This is a genomic window from Chryseobacterium sp. TQ-BC-N36 (assembly GCF_058382295.1).
Window position 1 is genome coordinate 4,899,353 of record NZ_CM178175.1, and the last position, 15,776, is coordinate 4,915,128.

15 protein-coding genes are annotated in these 15,776 nt (G+C 35.0%); 4 read left to right on the forward strand and 11 right to left on the reverse strand.

Annotated elements, in window-relative coordinates; translation table 11 throughout:
* Positions 1 to 34 precede the first annotated feature (34 nt).
* Positions 35 to 901, forward strand: a complete 867-nt coding sequence (lipA, locus tag AC3FI7_RS22195; protein ID WP_002981042.1) for a lipoyl synthase — start codon at positions 35 to 37, stop codon at positions 899 to 901.
* Positions 902 to 1,125: 224 nt separating this feature from the next.
* On the opposite strand, the gene AC3FI7_RS22200 is transcribed toward lipA, so the two are convergent.
* Positions 1,126 to 2,025 (reverse strand): AraC family transcriptional regulator, encoded by a 900-nt coding sequence (locus AC3FI7_RS22200; RefSeq protein WP_491460929.1) that lies wholly within the window; start codon positions 2,023 to 2,025, stop codon positions 1,126 to 1,128.
* 172 nt (positions 2,026 to 2,197) lie between these two features.
* Between AC3FI7_RS22200 and AC3FI7_RS22205 the strand changes: the two genes are divergently transcribed.
* On the forward strand, positions 2,198 to 3,403 hold the full coding sequence (locus AC3FI7_RS22205) for an MFS transporter (protein WP_142724642.1): 1,206 nt from the start codon (positions 2,198 to 2,200) through the stop codon (positions 3,401 to 3,403).
* A gap of 78 nt (positions 3,404 to 3,481) precedes the next feature.
* On the opposite strand, the gene AC3FI7_RS22210 is transcribed toward AC3FI7_RS22205, so the two are convergent.
* Positions 3,482 to 3,862, reverse strand: a complete 381-nt coding sequence (locus AC3FI7_RS22210; protein WP_142724641.1) for a SpoIIAA family protein — start codon at positions 3,860 to 3,862, stop codon at positions 3,482 to 3,484.
* A 114-nt stretch (positions 3,863 to 3,976) separates the two neighbouring features.
* Here AC3FI7_RS22210 and AC3FI7_RS22215 point away from each other — a divergent pair, with 114 nt between their 5' ends.
* A complete protein-coding gene (locus AC3FI7_RS22215; RefSeq protein ID WP_491460930.1) occupies positions 3,977 to 5,182 on the forward strand; it encodes an NAD(P)/FAD-dependent oxidoreductase in 1,206 nt (401 codons plus the stop codon).
* Between the two features lie 67 nt (positions 5,183 to 5,249).
* Here the strand turns inward: AC3FI7_RS22215 and AC3FI7_RS22220 are convergent, their stop codons facing one another.
* The 3 genes from AC3FI7_RS22220 to AC3FI7_RS22230 all read right to left on the reverse strand — a co-directional run bounded on the left by AC3FI7_RS22220 (position 5,250) and on the right by AC3FI7_RS22230 (position 8,347).
* Positions 5,250 to 6,440 (reverse strand): VWA domain-containing protein, encoded by a 1,191-nt coding sequence (locus AC3FI7_RS22220; protein ID WP_491460931.1) that lies wholly within the window; start codon positions 6,438 to 6,440, stop codon positions 5,250 to 5,252.
* Between the two features lie 203 nt (positions 6,441 to 6,643).
* The gene (locus AC3FI7_RS22225; protein WP_291903927.1) at positions 6,644 to 7,318 is read right to left on the reverse strand and encodes an SIMPL domain-containing protein; all 675 of its coding nucleotides are present in this window, start codon (positions 7,316 to 7,318) and stop codon (positions 6,644 to 6,646) included.
* A 111-nt stretch (positions 7,319 to 7,429) separates the two neighbouring features.
* A complete protein-coding gene (locus AC3FI7_RS22230) occupies positions 7,430 to 8,347 on the reverse strand; it encodes an SIMPL domain-containing protein (RefSeq protein WP_491460932.1) in 918 nt (305 codons plus the stop codon).
* A 133-nt stretch (positions 8,348 to 8,480) separates the two neighbouring features.
* On the opposite strand from AC3FI7_RS22230, the gene AC3FI7_RS22235 reads away from it, so the two are divergent.
* The gene (locus tag AC3FI7_RS22235; protein ID WP_491460933.1) at positions 8,481 to 10,274 is read left to right on the forward strand and encodes a tetratricopeptide repeat-containing sensor histidine kinase; all 1,794 of its coding nucleotides are present in this window, start codon (positions 8,481 to 8,483) and stop codon (positions 10,272 to 10,274) included.
* A 6-nt stretch (positions 10,275 to 10,280) separates the two neighbouring features.
* Here the strand turns inward: AC3FI7_RS22235 and AC3FI7_RS22240 are convergent, their stop codons facing one another.
* From AC3FI7_RS22240 to AC3FI7_RS22265, 6 genes are all read right to left on the reverse strand, one after another.
* A complete protein-coding gene (locus tag AC3FI7_RS22240) occupies positions 10,281 to 11,108 on the reverse strand; it encodes a GLPGLI family protein (RefSeq protein ID WP_491460934.1) in 828 nt (275 codons plus the stop codon).
* Between the two features lie 8 nt (positions 11,109 to 11,116).
* Positions 11,117 to 11,470 (reverse strand): WG repeat-containing protein, encoded by a 354-nt coding sequence (locus AC3FI7_RS22245; protein ID WP_491460935.1) that lies wholly within the window; start codon positions 11,468 to 11,470, stop codon positions 11,117 to 11,119.
* Positions 11,471 to 11,482: 12 nt separating this feature from the next.
* Positions 11,483 to 13,669, reverse strand: coding sequence for a peptidase domain-containing ABC transporter (locus tag AC3FI7_RS22250; protein ID WP_491460936.1), 2,187 nt, complete (start codon positions 13,667 to 13,669; stop codon positions 11,483 to 11,485).
* Complete coding sequence (locus AC3FI7_RS22255) at positions 13,659 to 14,966, reverse strand: radical SAM protein (protein ID WP_491460937.1); 1,308 nt, start codon at positions 14,964 to 14,966, stop codon at positions 13,659 to 13,661. The genes AC3FI7_RS22250 and AC3FI7_RS22255 overlap by 11 nt, the downstream gene beginning before the upstream one ends.
* Positions 14,967 to 15,177: 211 nt before the next feature.
* Positions 15,178 to 15,429, reverse strand: a complete 252-nt coding sequence (locus AC3FI7_RS22260; protein ID WP_291903899.1) for a hypothetical protein — start codon at positions 15,427 to 15,429, stop codon at positions 15,178 to 15,180.
* A gap of 88 nt (positions 15,430 to 15,517) precedes the next feature.
* Positions 15,518 to 15,766, reverse strand: coding sequence for a hypothetical protein (locus tag AC3FI7_RS22265; RefSeq protein WP_491460938.1), 249 nt, complete (start codon positions 15,764 to 15,766; stop codon positions 15,518 to 15,520).
* Positions 15,767 to 15,776: the final 10 nt, after the last annotated feature.

Below are 15,776 nucleotides of genomic sequence, written 5' to 3' on the forward strand. Positions count from 1 at the left end.
AAAAATTCCTTAACTTTGAACTTCAATTTTAGAAATGGAAAATTCAGTTCAAGACACTACCGTTCAAAAACCAAAATGGATCCGCGTAAAACTTCCTACCGGAAAGAATTACAGAGAGCTGAGAACTTTGGTTGATAAATATAAATTAAATACCATTTGCCAAAGCGGAAGCTGCCCGAACATGGGAGAATGCTGGGGAGAAGGTACAGCTACTTTCATGATTTTAGGAAATATCTGTACAAGAAGCTGCGGATTCTGTGGTGTAAAAACAGGAAAACCACTTGATGTCAACTGGGATGAACCAGAAAAAGTGGCAAGATCCATCAAACTGATGAAGATTAAACATGCTGTTCTTACTTCTGTAGACCGTGATGATCTGAAAGATATGGGATCTATTCTTTGGGGAGAAACAGTGAATGCTGTAAGAAGAATTTCTCCGGGAACGACAATGGAAACATTGATTCCCGACTTCCAGGGGATCACAAAACACCTTGACAGACTGGTAGAAGTTGCTCCCGAAGTGATTTCCCACAATATGGAAACGGTAAAACGGCTTACCCGAGAAGTGAGAATTCAGGCAAAGTATGAAAGAAGCCTTGAAGTATTAAGATACCTGAAAGAAGCCGGACAAAGAAGAACGAAAACAGGAGTAATGCTTGGATTAGGTGAAACCAAAGATGAGGTATTCCAGACAATTGAAGACATCAGAAATGCCAATGTAGACGTTATTACACTTGGTCAATATCTGCAGCCTACTAAAAAACACCTTCCTGTAAAGAAATTTATTACACCGGAAGAGTTTGATGAATTTGGAGATTTTGCTAGAAGCTTAGGTTTCAGACACGTTGAAAGTTCTCCTCTTGTAAGAAGTTCTTACCACGCAGAAAAACATATTCATTAAAATACAGGCCGTTCAGCAATGAACGGTTTTTTGTTTTTAGGGATTAGGTAGCAGATGGTATGGATAAGGGGTACGGATTGAAGGGCTAATCTTTTTATGGGGTAAAACTTCCAAATATTTTCCGCCGGGCTGGTTAAAATATAGCATCTCATTAAGCACATCTCAACAGGATCAGATTTCAGTTTGCTTTAAACATTATATAATCAATCAGCTTTAGCCTGAACCTACTTATTGCACACGTTTTCCCTCGTAATAGGAGCAATCTTTCCATTGATTTCAATAGGTCTGAAATGTTTCTTCTTGAATTCAGAAGGAGTTTCCCCGGTATGCTGTTTGAACAGTTTATTAAAATAAGAAAGGCTTTCAAAACCTACCTGAAAACAGACTTCTGTTACAGACTGATCTTTCAGCAGGAATATTTTAGCCTGATTGATCCTGTAGTTGTTGACAAAATCAGTGAATGTCATGTTGGTCTGCTTTTTAAAATAACGGCAGAAAGCAGGAGTGCTGAGACTCACTATTTGTGCAATCTCATTGACATTAGGTTTTCTGTCGTAGTTTTCATGGATATAATCATAGATGGTTCCCATTCTGATTTTATCGTTCAGGAACCATTTGATTCTGGTGTCTTCCTTATTGAGCTCTTTTACTTCGGTAGAAGTGGCAAGGATCTGTAAAATTTCAATCAGTCCAACCAGGGATTCGAAAGAGCTTTTGTCTTTAATGATCTGTAGCTTTTCAACTACAATATTTTTAGTGTTTCCGGAAAATGATAATCCAAGATAAGAACGTTCTAAAAGGGTTTTAATATTTTCAAATTCAGGTACAGGAAGGATGATATCCTGAAGAAAACTCTCCCGCAGCTGCAAAACGAGCTGTTTACATTCAGTCTGAATACCATAATCAAAATTGAGATGAGGAACATTGGAGCCAATCAGCAGAAGGTCACTGTCTGCAAAGCCGGAAATATTTTTTCCAACATGCCGGATTCCGTTTACTGCTTCTACATACACCAGCTCAATTTCAGGATGATAATGCCAGAAAAAACAGTTTTTCAAAGAAGGAGCAAATACTTTGAATGATTTTCCTTTTTCAAATTCAATAATTTCTTTCTGTATTTTCATATTGTCCTGATTTGATTGTTTCTGGATTTAAAATTAAATAAAAAGGTTAATATGGAGCAAATTTTTATCATTCAAAGAGAAGTTAAATTGAAACTTTCTGTCGAATTTTGCACTTTCAAAACAGACACGATCAGGTGATTACAAAAAATAATTCAGAAAAAGATTAGATACAATGAAGATTGATAAAAGAATAATACCTCTGGCAATCGGAGGTTTAGGGATAGGAACTACGGAATTTACCGTCATGGGATTGTTGCCGGATATTGCAAAAACACTGCAGATTACGATCCCGCAGGCGGGGCATCTAATTTCTGCCTATGCCATGGGGGTGGTTATAGGAGCGCCTATTCTGATTGGGTATTCTGTAAAATTTCCACCTAAAAAGGTCCTGATGGCTTTTATGATCCTTTTCACACTGTTTAATGCTCTTTCTGCGATAGCTCCGGGATACAACAGCATGTTGGTTATACGATTTCTGTCCGGGCTTCCTCACGGGGCATTCTTCGGAGTAGGAACCGTAGTAGCTTCTAGAATGGCAGGAAAAGGAAAAGAAGCTTTTTATATATCCATGATGTTTACAGGGCTTACGGTCGCCAATCTGGCAATGGTTCCTCTGGTTACCTATATCGGGCACACCTTCCACTGGAGACTGTACTTTGCTATTGTGGCAGTCATTGGCCTTTTTGCTATTTTCTTTTTGAAACTATGGCTTCCGAATCTGGAATCCAATCAGAATACCCATTTCATGGAAGAACTGAAATTCCTTAAAAATAAGCAGTCGTGGCTGGTTCTTGCCATTACAGCGATCGGATTTGGGGGGCTTTTCACATGGTTAAGTTATATTACTCCTTTGATGACCGTTGTTGCAGGCATAAAAAGCAGCCAGATGGCCTATGTCATGGTTCTTGCCGGCGCTGGTATGGTGGTAGGAAATCTGGTTGGAGGTGTAGTTTCAGATAAATTGGGCCCTGAAAAGACGTGCGCACTTCTGATCTTCCTGATGATGATTTCTCTTGGAGGAGTTTTCTTCCTGGCAGAATATAAAAATATTGCTTTGGTACTGACATTTATGTGTGGCGCCTTATCAATGTCTATTGCACCACCTATCAATATTATGATGATGAAAGCTGCTCCAAAAAGTGAAATGATGGCTGCTGCTTTTATGCAGGCTGGTTTTAATATTGCTAATGCAATGGGAGCTTTTTTTGGCGGAATTCCTTTAGAATATGGTTATTCATTCAATTATCCATCGTTGGTAGGAGTGGGGATGACTTTTATAGGATTGGCTATCAGCGTAAGATATATGTATCTGTACGGATCACAGACTCAAAGTGATGAGGAAGAAGTTGTTGCAGATTGTGTAACATGTGATAAATAAGGATATAATTTTTATTGGTGAAATCAAAAAAAGAACCTGTTTCAGAGAGAAACAGGTTCTTTTGTATAAATAAGTTTTTTATGCCTCTACCTCATCTCCGTTTTTACACCAGTAGAGGGCATTATATAAATTTTCTTTGGGGAAAGATTTAAACTCTCCCGGCATCAGAACACTGAAAATACTGGTAAAATCACGTATACCTTCTTTATCAGTAACAATGGCTGAACGATTCCAGTTGGTGAGATTTTTTAATCCCAATAGCAGATCTTCAAGCCATGCACCCATGGTAAAATTATCCAGATCGGTATCCAAATACAATAAATAATTCAGCTCACCGAACTGCTCTACCTTTTCTTTTACGCGCGGAATTACCAGTTTTTCAAAATCCTCTTTTGTTACTTCTCCCGTAGCATTGAATGCTGCAACATTCTCCGGGGCTTCTGGAATAATTGTTATCATAATAAATATTTTATGGTGTTTGAGTTTAAAAGAACAACAATAATTACACCATAATTTAATGAAAATTTGTTAAAAAAGGTATAAATATTGTTACTTTCAGTGTAAAATATTAATATGAATCTCAAATCAAATGAACCTTTTTGGCTTTTAAAAAACGGGTTGCTAGCATCTTATCCTTCTTTAAAATCAAATGAATCATGCGATGTGCTTATTGTGGGGGGCGGTATTACGGGTAGCCTGATTGCCCACCAGATGATGAAAGACGGCTATAATACAATTGTTATTGATAAACGTGAACTTTGCAACGGAAGCACTTCTGCTACTACCTCAATGCTCCAGTATGAAATAGATGTTCCACTGTATGAGCTCATAGAAAAAATAGGGGAAAAAGGTGCTGCCTTAAGTTATAAAGCCTGCAGTGATGCAATTGATTCAATAGAAAAATTAACAAAACTGATACGTTCTGATGCAGGATTTAAACGTAAAAAATCGTTGTATTATGCTTCAAAAAAGAAAGATGCAGAATGGCTGAAAAAAGAATTTGAAGCCAGGAAAAATGCAGGGTTTGATGTAAAGTGGTTATCTGCAGATAAGGTGCTGGAACAATTTGGATTTGAAAATACGTTCGGAGGGATCCTATCAAAACAGGGTGCTAGTATTGATGCTTTTCGGTTTGCCCATGAACTTTTTATACATAATGTAAAGAAAGGATTAAAAATCTTCGATAAAACTGAAATGGCAGCGGTAGAATATCATAAAGGTTTTAATCTTGTTACCGTAGAAAGCGGATTTCAGATCAAAGCAAAAAAGATCATTTACTGTATAGGCTATGAAAGTAAGAATCTTATTCAGGAAAATTTTGTTAACCTGAAAAGCACTTATGCTGTTGTTTCTGAAATTGATAAAGATAAATTTAAAAATATTGACAGTACATTAGTGTGGAATACTGATGATCCTTATCTCTATATGCGGACTACAGATGACGGAAGACTTCTGATGGGTGGGGAAGACGAAGATTTTTATAATGCTGAGAAACGCGATGCAATTTTGGATAAAAAAGAGAAAAGGATTATAAAGAACTTAAAGAGAATAAAGCCTGATTATCAGTTTTATCCTGATTTTGTGTGGGCTGGGACTTTCGGAGAAACGAAAGACGGCTTACCTTATATCAGCGAACATGAAAAATTCAAAAACTCTTATTTTGTCCTGGGCTTCGGGGGAAACGGAATTACTTTTTCAGTAACGGGCATGGAGATGGCTTCTTTATTTATGAAAAATAAAAAGCATCCATTATCAAGGTATTTTAAATTTGGAAGATGATGTTTTTACCATAAAAGCGTGCAAAAGTTTAAAAAAACAGGCAGCCTTTTTGAGACTGCCCGTTCAACTACAAACTATACCCATTCTTTTTTGCCAGCTCAAGAATGGAATTCTCAATGGCTTTTCCAAGATCATCAGAATCATCTGTTCCCCTTTTTTTCATTTCTCCGTCAATGTAACTCTGACGTTTTTGTGAAAGGTCCTCAATTTCTTTCTGTATTTTTTCCCGCGCTGCTGCCTTTGCCGTGATTGCTTTTTGAATTTCCTCCTTGCTTTTTCCTTTCAGTTCAGCAGGAAGTTCACTCTCTTTAACACTGGCAATAAAGCCGGCATCTTTTTCAGCTTTATCTACCAGATCCCAGTGATCATTTTTATAAGCGTTCTTTTTTGATTTGGCAACTGCTCTTTCCACCAGGTTGGATGCTGACTGCATTTCTGCATTTTTATCCTGCGTAATCTGCTTAAGTCTGTACTCTGAGCCATGATTTCCATAATAGATATAAGTGTCATTCAGTTTGGCATTGCATTCAGAAATTCTGATATCATAAGGCGTTTCAATATACATCACTTTTCTGTCGCTGTCGATATTGAAATATTTTCCACCTCCCAACGACGCTCCGTTTTGCCAGAAAGTCTGGATCCCTTCTTCCCGGCTTCCGCAGAAAATGGTGTTGGTATAAATATTTTTGCCCTTTGCTTTTGAAACCACATCTTTATAATTTATTTTTCCCTGATCAAATGCTTCATTTCCCGCAATATAAATCAGTTTCATACTTTTCTCATTGCTGTCCCAGTTCAGGTTGGCAGAGGCGTCTCGGATCACCGCACCGCAATATTCACTGCCACCATTGGTTCTTAAAGCAAATAATTTTTCAGAAATAAGATCAAGATCCTGGGTAAGAGGAGCTACCTGACGGATATAGTTTTCATCACGGATTCCGTCGTTGCCATATTCGTACAGGGCAATTTCAATCTGGGGCGCATTACCGTTATACTTCAGAGTGGTCAGCGTATTCACAATATTCCAAAGTCTGGATTTTGCCTGATCAATCAGTCCGTCCATACTGTTGGAAGTATCCAGTAAAAGTGCGACCTGAATTTTATTATCTTTTACAGCTGTGTTTACCGGAATCAATGAATTTTTTTGTGCCAATAAACTATTATCAGTATTACTATTTACAGAGCGGTTGTTCTGAATATTACCGGAGCTTAAAAAAGCGGTACCTGCTGCAAGTGCTAAGATTTTTAAAGTTGTCATATTGTTATTTTTTTATGGGTTATTTATTGTAATTAGGAAATAGCGTTTTTGGGTCTGTTATTTTGAATTCCTGAAGTAAAATTATTCCTGTTTAACGATGAAAACGGGGAAACTTGGTGAAGTGGCGGTTTGACTTGGTGAGTTTGTGGCAGGCAGAAAATAAAAACAGCTCCCGAAGGAACTGTCTTTTTTAATTTGTTATTTTAAAGGATTTCGTATTTTGTTTTGATGCTGTATTTCAGCTTGATATTTTCAATATTCTCAAAGGAGAAATCTATCGGAGCATCAGCCATTTCCATTTGGATATTGCTTGTTCTTGCTTTATAAGCCACAGGCATGATCATATCGCTGGTGTAATCTTCTATCTCTACAATTTCAATAGCATTCCCTGTCTTTTTACCCATGCTTTCCAGTAAATAGTCTGCTTTCTCTTTAGCTGCTTTTAATGCATTGATTTTTACTGCTTTTCTGAAATCTGCAATTTTGGTATTCTTCACTTCAGCGATATTCAGGCTGCTTACCCATTTCTGATTCAGGTCTTCAAAGATTTTGCTGAGATTTGATTTTGTGCTGGCTTTAAACTGATAGTTCTTAGAAAACTTAGCTGTTTTAGAATAGATATTCTGATACATTGATTTGAACTTGATATCCTCGTTCTTCACGCCTGCATTTTTTAAGATATCAAATAACTTTTTTTCGTTATCTGCCAGATCATTTTTGTTATCTGCTTTTATTCCGATACTGAAGATGATTTCATCCGGTTCTACTTCCATTTCGGCAACGCCTGTTACTTCAATTGCATTTTTCTTTACTTCCTGAGCATTTACAAAGCTTCCAAGGGTTAAAATTCCGATTAATAAAAAATGTTTCAATTTCATAATTTCCTGTTTTTAAATTTTTAATTCTGATGTAAAATTACACAGATGAGAAACCGGAAACCGGGAGACTTGGTGAAATAGAGCTTTCACTTGGTGGGCTTTCAAAAATGATTACTTCTCTTTATTTTTTTTCAGGTCATACTTTACATTAAGGTTCATTATGTACTGTATTCCCACTTCAGGATCAGCATTATGGATTACCTCATCAAAACCTGTATAATCTGTTCCGTCATAATAGAAGGTCTTTGATTTCCTTTCTTCTTTTTTTATATACCTGCTGTCAGATTGATAGGTAACATAGGCACTTTCATAAGCGGTATAATTCTGATACTGGCTTTTGGGAAAAATATAAGTAAAACCTGATGTAGCTGTGGGGCTTCCGATGATTTCTTTTTTAAACAGGTTAAAATAGTTTTCTTTCTTTTTCTCGAAAACTTTATAAGCCTCTTTGAGGAGATCTTCCTGGATGTGATCAATATCACTGTTGATATAATCTACTTTAATAACATCATAAATCTGGAAGTCCGAAGCCTCAGAGATCAGTTTTTCTATCATGGAATGTTTGTTTACTGTAATAATGACATTTTTCTTTGTTTCAAATCCCTCCATTTTCTGGACAACTGTCTGTGAGTCTTTATTGATATTGTAATCATAGATTTTGGTCTGTGAAATAAAATCCACAAAAATATCATCGCTTTTGACTCCCATTGAGGATAGCCTTTTGATAAAACCGTTGATTCTCCTGTTGATATTTTCAATGGCAATTTTTGGGGTTTCAGCTTCCTCATTCAGTCCTAAGGTCAGTTTATACCGGTCGGCAGTTTTGTTCATTAATACTTTCACATTCACAACCAGAGTAGAATCGGTAGCGAAATAACTATTGGTATTGTTGAACTCAGGGAGGGTTTTGGATAGGGAATTGTCGTAGTTATTTTTGTCTCTGTAGATTTGGTTGCCTCCGACCTGTGCTTTTGAAAGACTTAAAAAAGAAGTCATAATGAGAAAAAATGTAAATGTTAGCTTTTTCATGATTTTAAATTTGAATTATTTTGTTCCAAACTTAGCGTTACCGTCACGTTATCAAATACTAAACTTGGTGAAAGGTAAACTTCACTTGGTGAATAGTTTTTGAGCAGACTATATATATCTATATCTTTGTTTTATGAAAATGCTTACACTCTTTACGCTCTTTTTACTGTTACTTTGGGGAAATACACTTTTCTCCCAAACCACCAATAACAGCAGTACGGCTGTGGAAGAGGTACAGGTAGAAACGAAGAAGCTTAAAAAAGCAATGGATACTAAAAATGAACCTGCCCAGGCAGATTCTTATTATAATATTGGTGAAACATTTTTTAACAGCGGAAACTTCCCGAAAAGCGAAGAGTACTACACCAAAGCCAAAAAGCTATATGAAAAGCTCAATGATAAACCCAATATTGAAAAAGCAACCAGAAGATTAGCCCAGTCACAGGAAAAACAGAATAAAATAACACCAGCCATAAGCAATTACAGCATGGCAGCACAGGTAAGCTACAGTGAAAGAAGTAAGGCCGTCAATTCTAATGATGTGGCAAGACTTTCTTCGCCTACACCCGAACTGAAAACAGAAGCCATTCAGAATAACATCAATCTGAGTAAAAAAGAAAATGAACAGGGTTATCTTGCGGAAAGCTACAGTCAGTTAGCCGATGTCAACCTGAAGCAGAAAGATGTTTCCAGTGCCGAAGAAAACCTTAATACCGCATATAAAATTTCGAAGAGAGAAGCACCCCAGCAGGCATTGGCCATCAACCAGAAGCTGGCCGATCTCTATGTAGAAAACAAAAACTTTGAAAAGGCTATTGAAGCCAAAAAGAAAGTACTGAAAGAAGATTTTGTAAAAGAAAATTCACAGGAAAAAGTCAATCAGATCCAGGAACTGGCAGATATCTATATTAAGAAAAATGATCCGAAGGAAGCAGTAGGTCTTCTGAAAAATGCGTATGTGATTGCTCTGGATAAAGGTCATACGCTGGAAGCGCAGAGAAGTGTAAAAAAACTGGACAGCCTTTATGCAATCTCAGGAAATGTGGATGCTTCAGTTCAGCTGTATAGAGACTTTTTGGGGAAACTTCCGAATCTCGTTTCCAAAGACCGAAGTCTGGTTGACAATAAAGTTCTTGAAGATACAGAACAGCGCATCTCACAGCTGGAAAAAGAAAAAGAGCTTAAAGATGAACTGATCAGAAAGAAAAATGTCTTTAACTACAGTCTGATTGGAACTCTTATTCTGTTGACGGGATTGATTATTTTTATTTTCAGAACACTGAAAAAGGTTCAGACGAAAAATAAAAAAATTGCCCTTCAGTCGCTCCGCAGAGAGATGAATCCACATTTTATCTTTAACAGTTTAAATAGTGTCAATCACTTTATCGCAACCAATAATGAACTGGAAGCCAATCAGTATCTGACAAAATTTTCTAAACTGATGCGGGGTGTGATGGAAAATTCAACAGAAGATTTTATTCCTTTTCAACAAGAACTGGATCTTCTTCAGAATTATCTTACCTTGGAAAAAACCCGCTTTACAGATAAATTCGATTATGAAATTGAAGTAGATGAAAGTCTGAATATGCAAAACCTTCAGATTCCGGGAATGTTGATACAGCCTTTTCTTGAGAATGCGGTCTGGCACGGCCTCCGCTACAGAATGGATAAAGGTTTTTTAAAATTAAACTTTGAGAAAAGTGACTCATATCTGAAAATCCTTATCGAAGACAACGGAATAGGCATCGAAGAAAGTAAAAAGCAGAAAACCCAGCATCAGAAAACCAGGGAGGGCAGAGGAATGAAAAACACGCTGGAAAGAATCCAGCTTCTGAATGATTTATATAAAAAAAGTATCACCTGCTCTGTAAAAGATAAGGAAAATAATAATGGTGTTTTGGTTATTATAAAGTTTAATCTGTTTTAGTGAGAATTAGGGTTTTTTATATGGAAATGATTTATCTAATTCGATAGGATTATAATTTTTAAGAATATATTCCTGCTCTTCTTTAATGAGACCAGTTAATTCTTCAGGTTTGTATTTTACTCCGTTATATTCAAAGGAAGATATTTTATTATTAATAAATTCTTGTCTGATATCATTTAAAGGATTATTAAAATATTCGATAGCTTTTTTTATAACGGTTTTTTCGTTTGTAGGGATGGGTTTATCTCCATACCTTACTTCCAGAATATTGGAGGTGTCGTAGGTCGCCGGAAGATTTGTACTTTTTACCAGCTTAAAGATAAAATTGTCTTCAGTATCGTTAATTTCCATGATCAGCCCCGGAAGCCCCTGAAATTTATAAGGACCTTGATTGAAAGGAATATCTTTTGTAAACCACGCCACCCAGTGACGTCCACCATATTTTGTTACTGCCTTTTGTAAACTCAGACCGTCCTGTTGTTTAGTTTCTTTTTCCAGGCTCCACTGCATTTTATCTTCTGTGGGATAGGAATAAATATTATCTCCAATCAATACATAATTTATATTTTTATCAGAATCTTTTTTTCTGCTAACAGGTATTTGTGAAGTCCAGGTCCTATCCTGCGATTTATGCAGTTGATTTAAGGAATCTTTTTCCAAAAATTTATAATCATAGTATTTTATATCATCAGGATTCACATCCAGAACCATTAATTGCTTTTTGTAATTTGCAGCACCTGCTTCAGGTCTATATTTTAATTCATAAATGTATCTGTGAGTCTGAGAATTTGTTAAAATAGCCGTTAAGATAAATATTATAGATAAGATTTTCATATTTCAGTTTACTTGATATATTTTTTATACAAAGAAGAAAAATTATTTTGAATGTATTTCAATTCGTAGCGAGCAGGAATTGCTTCAGTTCCTGATAGGTTGATAAAACCATAACTTCCGGATATATTTTTTACCATTGCGAGATCATTGGAATACTCTCCGAATTTATTAATTTTTGAATAAACAGGCTGAACAATAATATTTCCGCTTTTGTCTATGATACCATAGGTTCCGGAAATAGTTTTAGTAAGTCTCCAGTTTTTATTTATTCTACTGAGATCTTCTCTTTTGGATAGTTTTACCTGCGAAAAAGTAAGACAGGATATCATAATACAGATCGGGATAAAAAGTTTTAGCTTCATATTATTTCTTTTTTAAGTAGATAATTGTAATTGATTGGATACAAGTTTTGAGTATTCAGACTGTTTGTACAATAGTTCTTCGTGAGTTCCTGTTTCTACAATTTCACCATTTTTCAGTACAATGATCTGATCTGCACTTTTGATGGTGCTGAGTCTGTGCGCTATAATCACTGAAGTTCTGTCTTTAAGATAGGTATTCAGATTGCAAATAATTTTCTTTTCATTAATGGAATCCAGAGAAGAAGTAGCCTCATCAAAAAATATAAAATCAGGGTCTTTATAAATTGCTCTGGCAATCAGGAGCCTTTGCTTTTCACCTCCGCTCAGGGCAACTCCGATTTCACCTATTTTAGTGTAATGCTTCATTGGCAAACTCTCTACTTTCTCATATAATTCCGCTATTTTAAGGGCGAGACTAAGTTTTTCCATATCAGGGTTTTCTGAAGACATTGCTATATTTTCAAGAATTGAGCCACTGAATATATATCCTTCCTGAAGGATTGCCCCGCACATTTGTCTCCAGTCTTTAATATTAATCTCCTGTATGCTGTTATTTCCAATATAGATTCTTCCATCTGTTGGATAATAGAAACCTAATAATAATTTAAGCAGAGTTGATTTTCCGCTTCCGCTTTCTCCTACAATAGCTGTAGTCGTATTTTTTTTAATGACAAGATTGATGTTTTTAAGTACTTCCTGGTCTGCATTTATGTCATATTTAAAGTTTACCTCTTTTAATGTAATTTGATTGACAGATTCTATATTACTATATTTCCCGGTCTCCTTTGTCTCATTTTCTTTGTTGTAAATATCGGTGAGCCTGTCATGAGCCAGCTTAGTATTTTGAAAGTTCTGAGTATAATCTGTAAGCTGCTGAAGAGGAGCAGAAAGCTGTCCCAGTACATAACTGATCATCATCATCAGACCTAATGTTATCTGTGATTCAATAACAAGATAGGAAGTATAGCCTATAAGGGTAATATCTCTTATTTTTGATATGAATAGATGCCCGTCATTCATGTAAAAATTAATATATGCCAGTCTTGTTTTCAATGTTTTTAGTTTGTTTTCAGAATTCATCCAATTGGAAAGTCTGGATTTTTCTGCACTGTTAATCTTTATATCAGTGATCCCCATAATCAACTCATAAATCGTATTCCGATTGGCTGATTCCAGAGCAAACAGGGAGTAATCAATCTGCTTTTTCTTTTTAAAGAAAAGAAGTATATAAGAAAAAGAAATAATACTGAACAGTACAAATACCAGGAATATTTTATAATTCTGATAGATCAGTAAACATGAAAATACAATTATATTCAGAATACTGGTAGCTACTCCTATCAAACTGTAAGTGATGAAATAATTTATTTTGTGCTGATCACTCAATCCTTCTATCAGGTCAGATTTGAACTTTGAATCATGATAACTTATCGGGAGCTTCAGGATCTTTAAAAAGTAAAGTTTATTGAAATCAATATTCAGTTCGAGGCTTATTTTTGTGTTGATTACTTCTGAAAGACTTTGGGACAGCAAAAAACTGACTGCAAATATGAACTGAAGTAACAATAACTTTAATACAATATGCATATCTTTTGATAATATTCCTTTGTCAATATTTTCTTTCAATAAGATTGGCATTGCCCAATTGGCAACTAAAGTGATCAATGTCAGGAGAACTGAAAAATAAAATTTTTTCCTGTTTTTTTTAAGTATCTTTTTTACGTTAGCTATAATTGGGCTTTTTTGTTTTTCTTCTTTATCGGTAACTAATTCTATACTTTTAAAATCTTCCGAAGGTTCAAAAACAACAGCAATACCAGATGAGCCGTTCAGCCATTTTTCTCTGAAAGAGTCTAAAGAAAGGCTTACTTTTCCGAAGCCGGGATCTATAATATCAATATTTTTTTTTCCTATATTTTCAAGAATAATGAAATGCCCATGCTTCAAATATAAAATAGAAGGCAGAGGCATTTCATAAATATCATCTAAAGTAATGTTTACGGTCGCACAGTTAAATCCGTTTTTTTTTAAAAACAGTCTCAGATCTTTGATTGATATGCCAAGTTTTGAAACCGTCAGATTTTTTTTAATTTCTCTTAAAGTATATTTTTTTCCGTAAAATGCACAAATCATCTGAAGACATGCAGGGCCGCAGTCATTAGCTTCAAGTTGATGTACAAATTTGATTTTACGCTTCATGAAAAAACAGTTTTTCCAGACGATTCATGATTACTTCGTCTTTTTTATCATTATCATAGCCCATCTGACATTTATCAAGCCCTTTTGCTTCTAAATTTATTTGATGGCATCCTCCTCCGCATAAAGGAAGTATTCTACAGTTTTGACATGCTTTAGATTGTATTTTTAAAGTTTCCCATGTAAGGATTTTCTCATTCCATTCAATTTCTCCTTCCTCATTCAGTTCTCCGTATTTGTTTTCTTTTGTAAAGTCTCTGGCCGTACACTTGTATACATCGCCATTATAGTTGATAACAGCTTCGTTTTTTTTGTCGGCATAACAAGGGTTAGCAAGACCCTCTAAGAGTTCTGTTTCTTCACCTGCAGGTATTAGATTATGTTTCTGATAAAGCTCCATTACTTCCTTTACTTTTTCATCAATATTATTCACTTCAATATCCTGCCAAACCTGATGGAAACTGATGCTTAGATATTGTCTGTCTTCTTCACTGATATCAATGAGATCATCTACTATCAATTTTGTTGAGTCAATATTTTCGGCAGTATAATTAATCCTTATAAGGACACTTATCTTTTCTTTGATTAGTGTTTTTATAGAAGAAATAATTTTATCATAAGAACCTTCTTCTTTTTGAGCAACTCTTACCTTATTATGTTCCTCCCTTCCACCATCAAGAGTGATCTGGAAAAATTTATTATCATTCTCATAAGTAAGATGGTTTACCATTTTGTCATTCAGGAGATAGGCATTGGTGGTAAAAGAAATTGTGAAATTGATATTCGGATAATTCTCATATTGGGTCCTGTAGTGATTAATTATAGGTTCTGTTACTTTGCTATAATACATCAGAGGTTCTCCACCAAAAAATGAAAGATCAAATGAGTTGAGATTTTTATTATTTTCAAGAGTTTTATCTATAAATTTCATAATCCTGTTGACGCCTTCATTGCTCATCTTTGAACCTACAATGTGAGATTCATAGCAGTACCAGCATTTGAAATTGCAGTTCATCGTTGGATTAATAATGAGACGATAAGTCTTGTCAGAGTAATCCACTTCTTTGCTTCTTTTAATGACTTCCTGAAGCTCATCTAAATTTTGATCGACAATGGCATTAATATCAAGCAGATTCTGATATATGGAAGGGTGGTTTTTTTCCAAATCCACAGGAGTAAGCTTAAAGTATTCTTCTAAATTTCTTTTAATGACAATACATTTATCCTCTTTTGAGTTATATAATGCTGAAATATTATCACTTAATGGTATGATTGAGTTGTATTTACTGAACTTATACATAATTTTTATATTATTGTTGAGTTAATATGATGCATTTTTTTGGGTATTAAATGCGTTAATATACTATGGGAAAGTATGTGTACTATCAGGGAGAATTATAAATGATTTGATTATAATTCTTTCTTAAAATGATGTCTTCATTGTTCAAAATCCACGTCAATATCTATTAAAACGGAATATTCGTTTTTATCTGGCATATTATTTTTTAATGTTAGAAAATTCCTATAGATGGAGAGAGTACTGTACATTTTCTTCCATTACTGGAATTGTCACAGTTTCCGTTGGAACATCGGGAGTTGTTGAGAGATCCCTGGCATGCAGAACTTCCATTGACACATTGATCACCATTAATGACTATTTCACCGGCCATGTGATCCTCACTGACTTTGGATAAAAAAAGAGATTCGTTATTTTCCGAAATCATCTTTTTCTCAATCATTTTGAGAAATTTAGATTTTTCCATGTTAAATTTGATTTTTCGGTATTAGTATTAGAAAATAAGAATTACTATAATAAATATTTAAGTTTAAAAGTTATTTAAAATAGATTGATTATGATGGGGATATTACTGTACACTTTCTTCCATTAATAGAATTATCACAGCTACCATTGGAACATCTTGAATCATTAATGGATCCATTACATGCAGAACTTCCGTTTACGCATCTGCTGTCATTAACACCGATAAGGCCTCCGTACTGTTGTTCAGAAAAATTTGTTAAAATTAATGATTCCTCATTGTTGTTTACCATATTGTTTTCTAGTTTCTCGATAAAGTTTAAAAATTTTGTCTTTTTCATAGTAATTGTT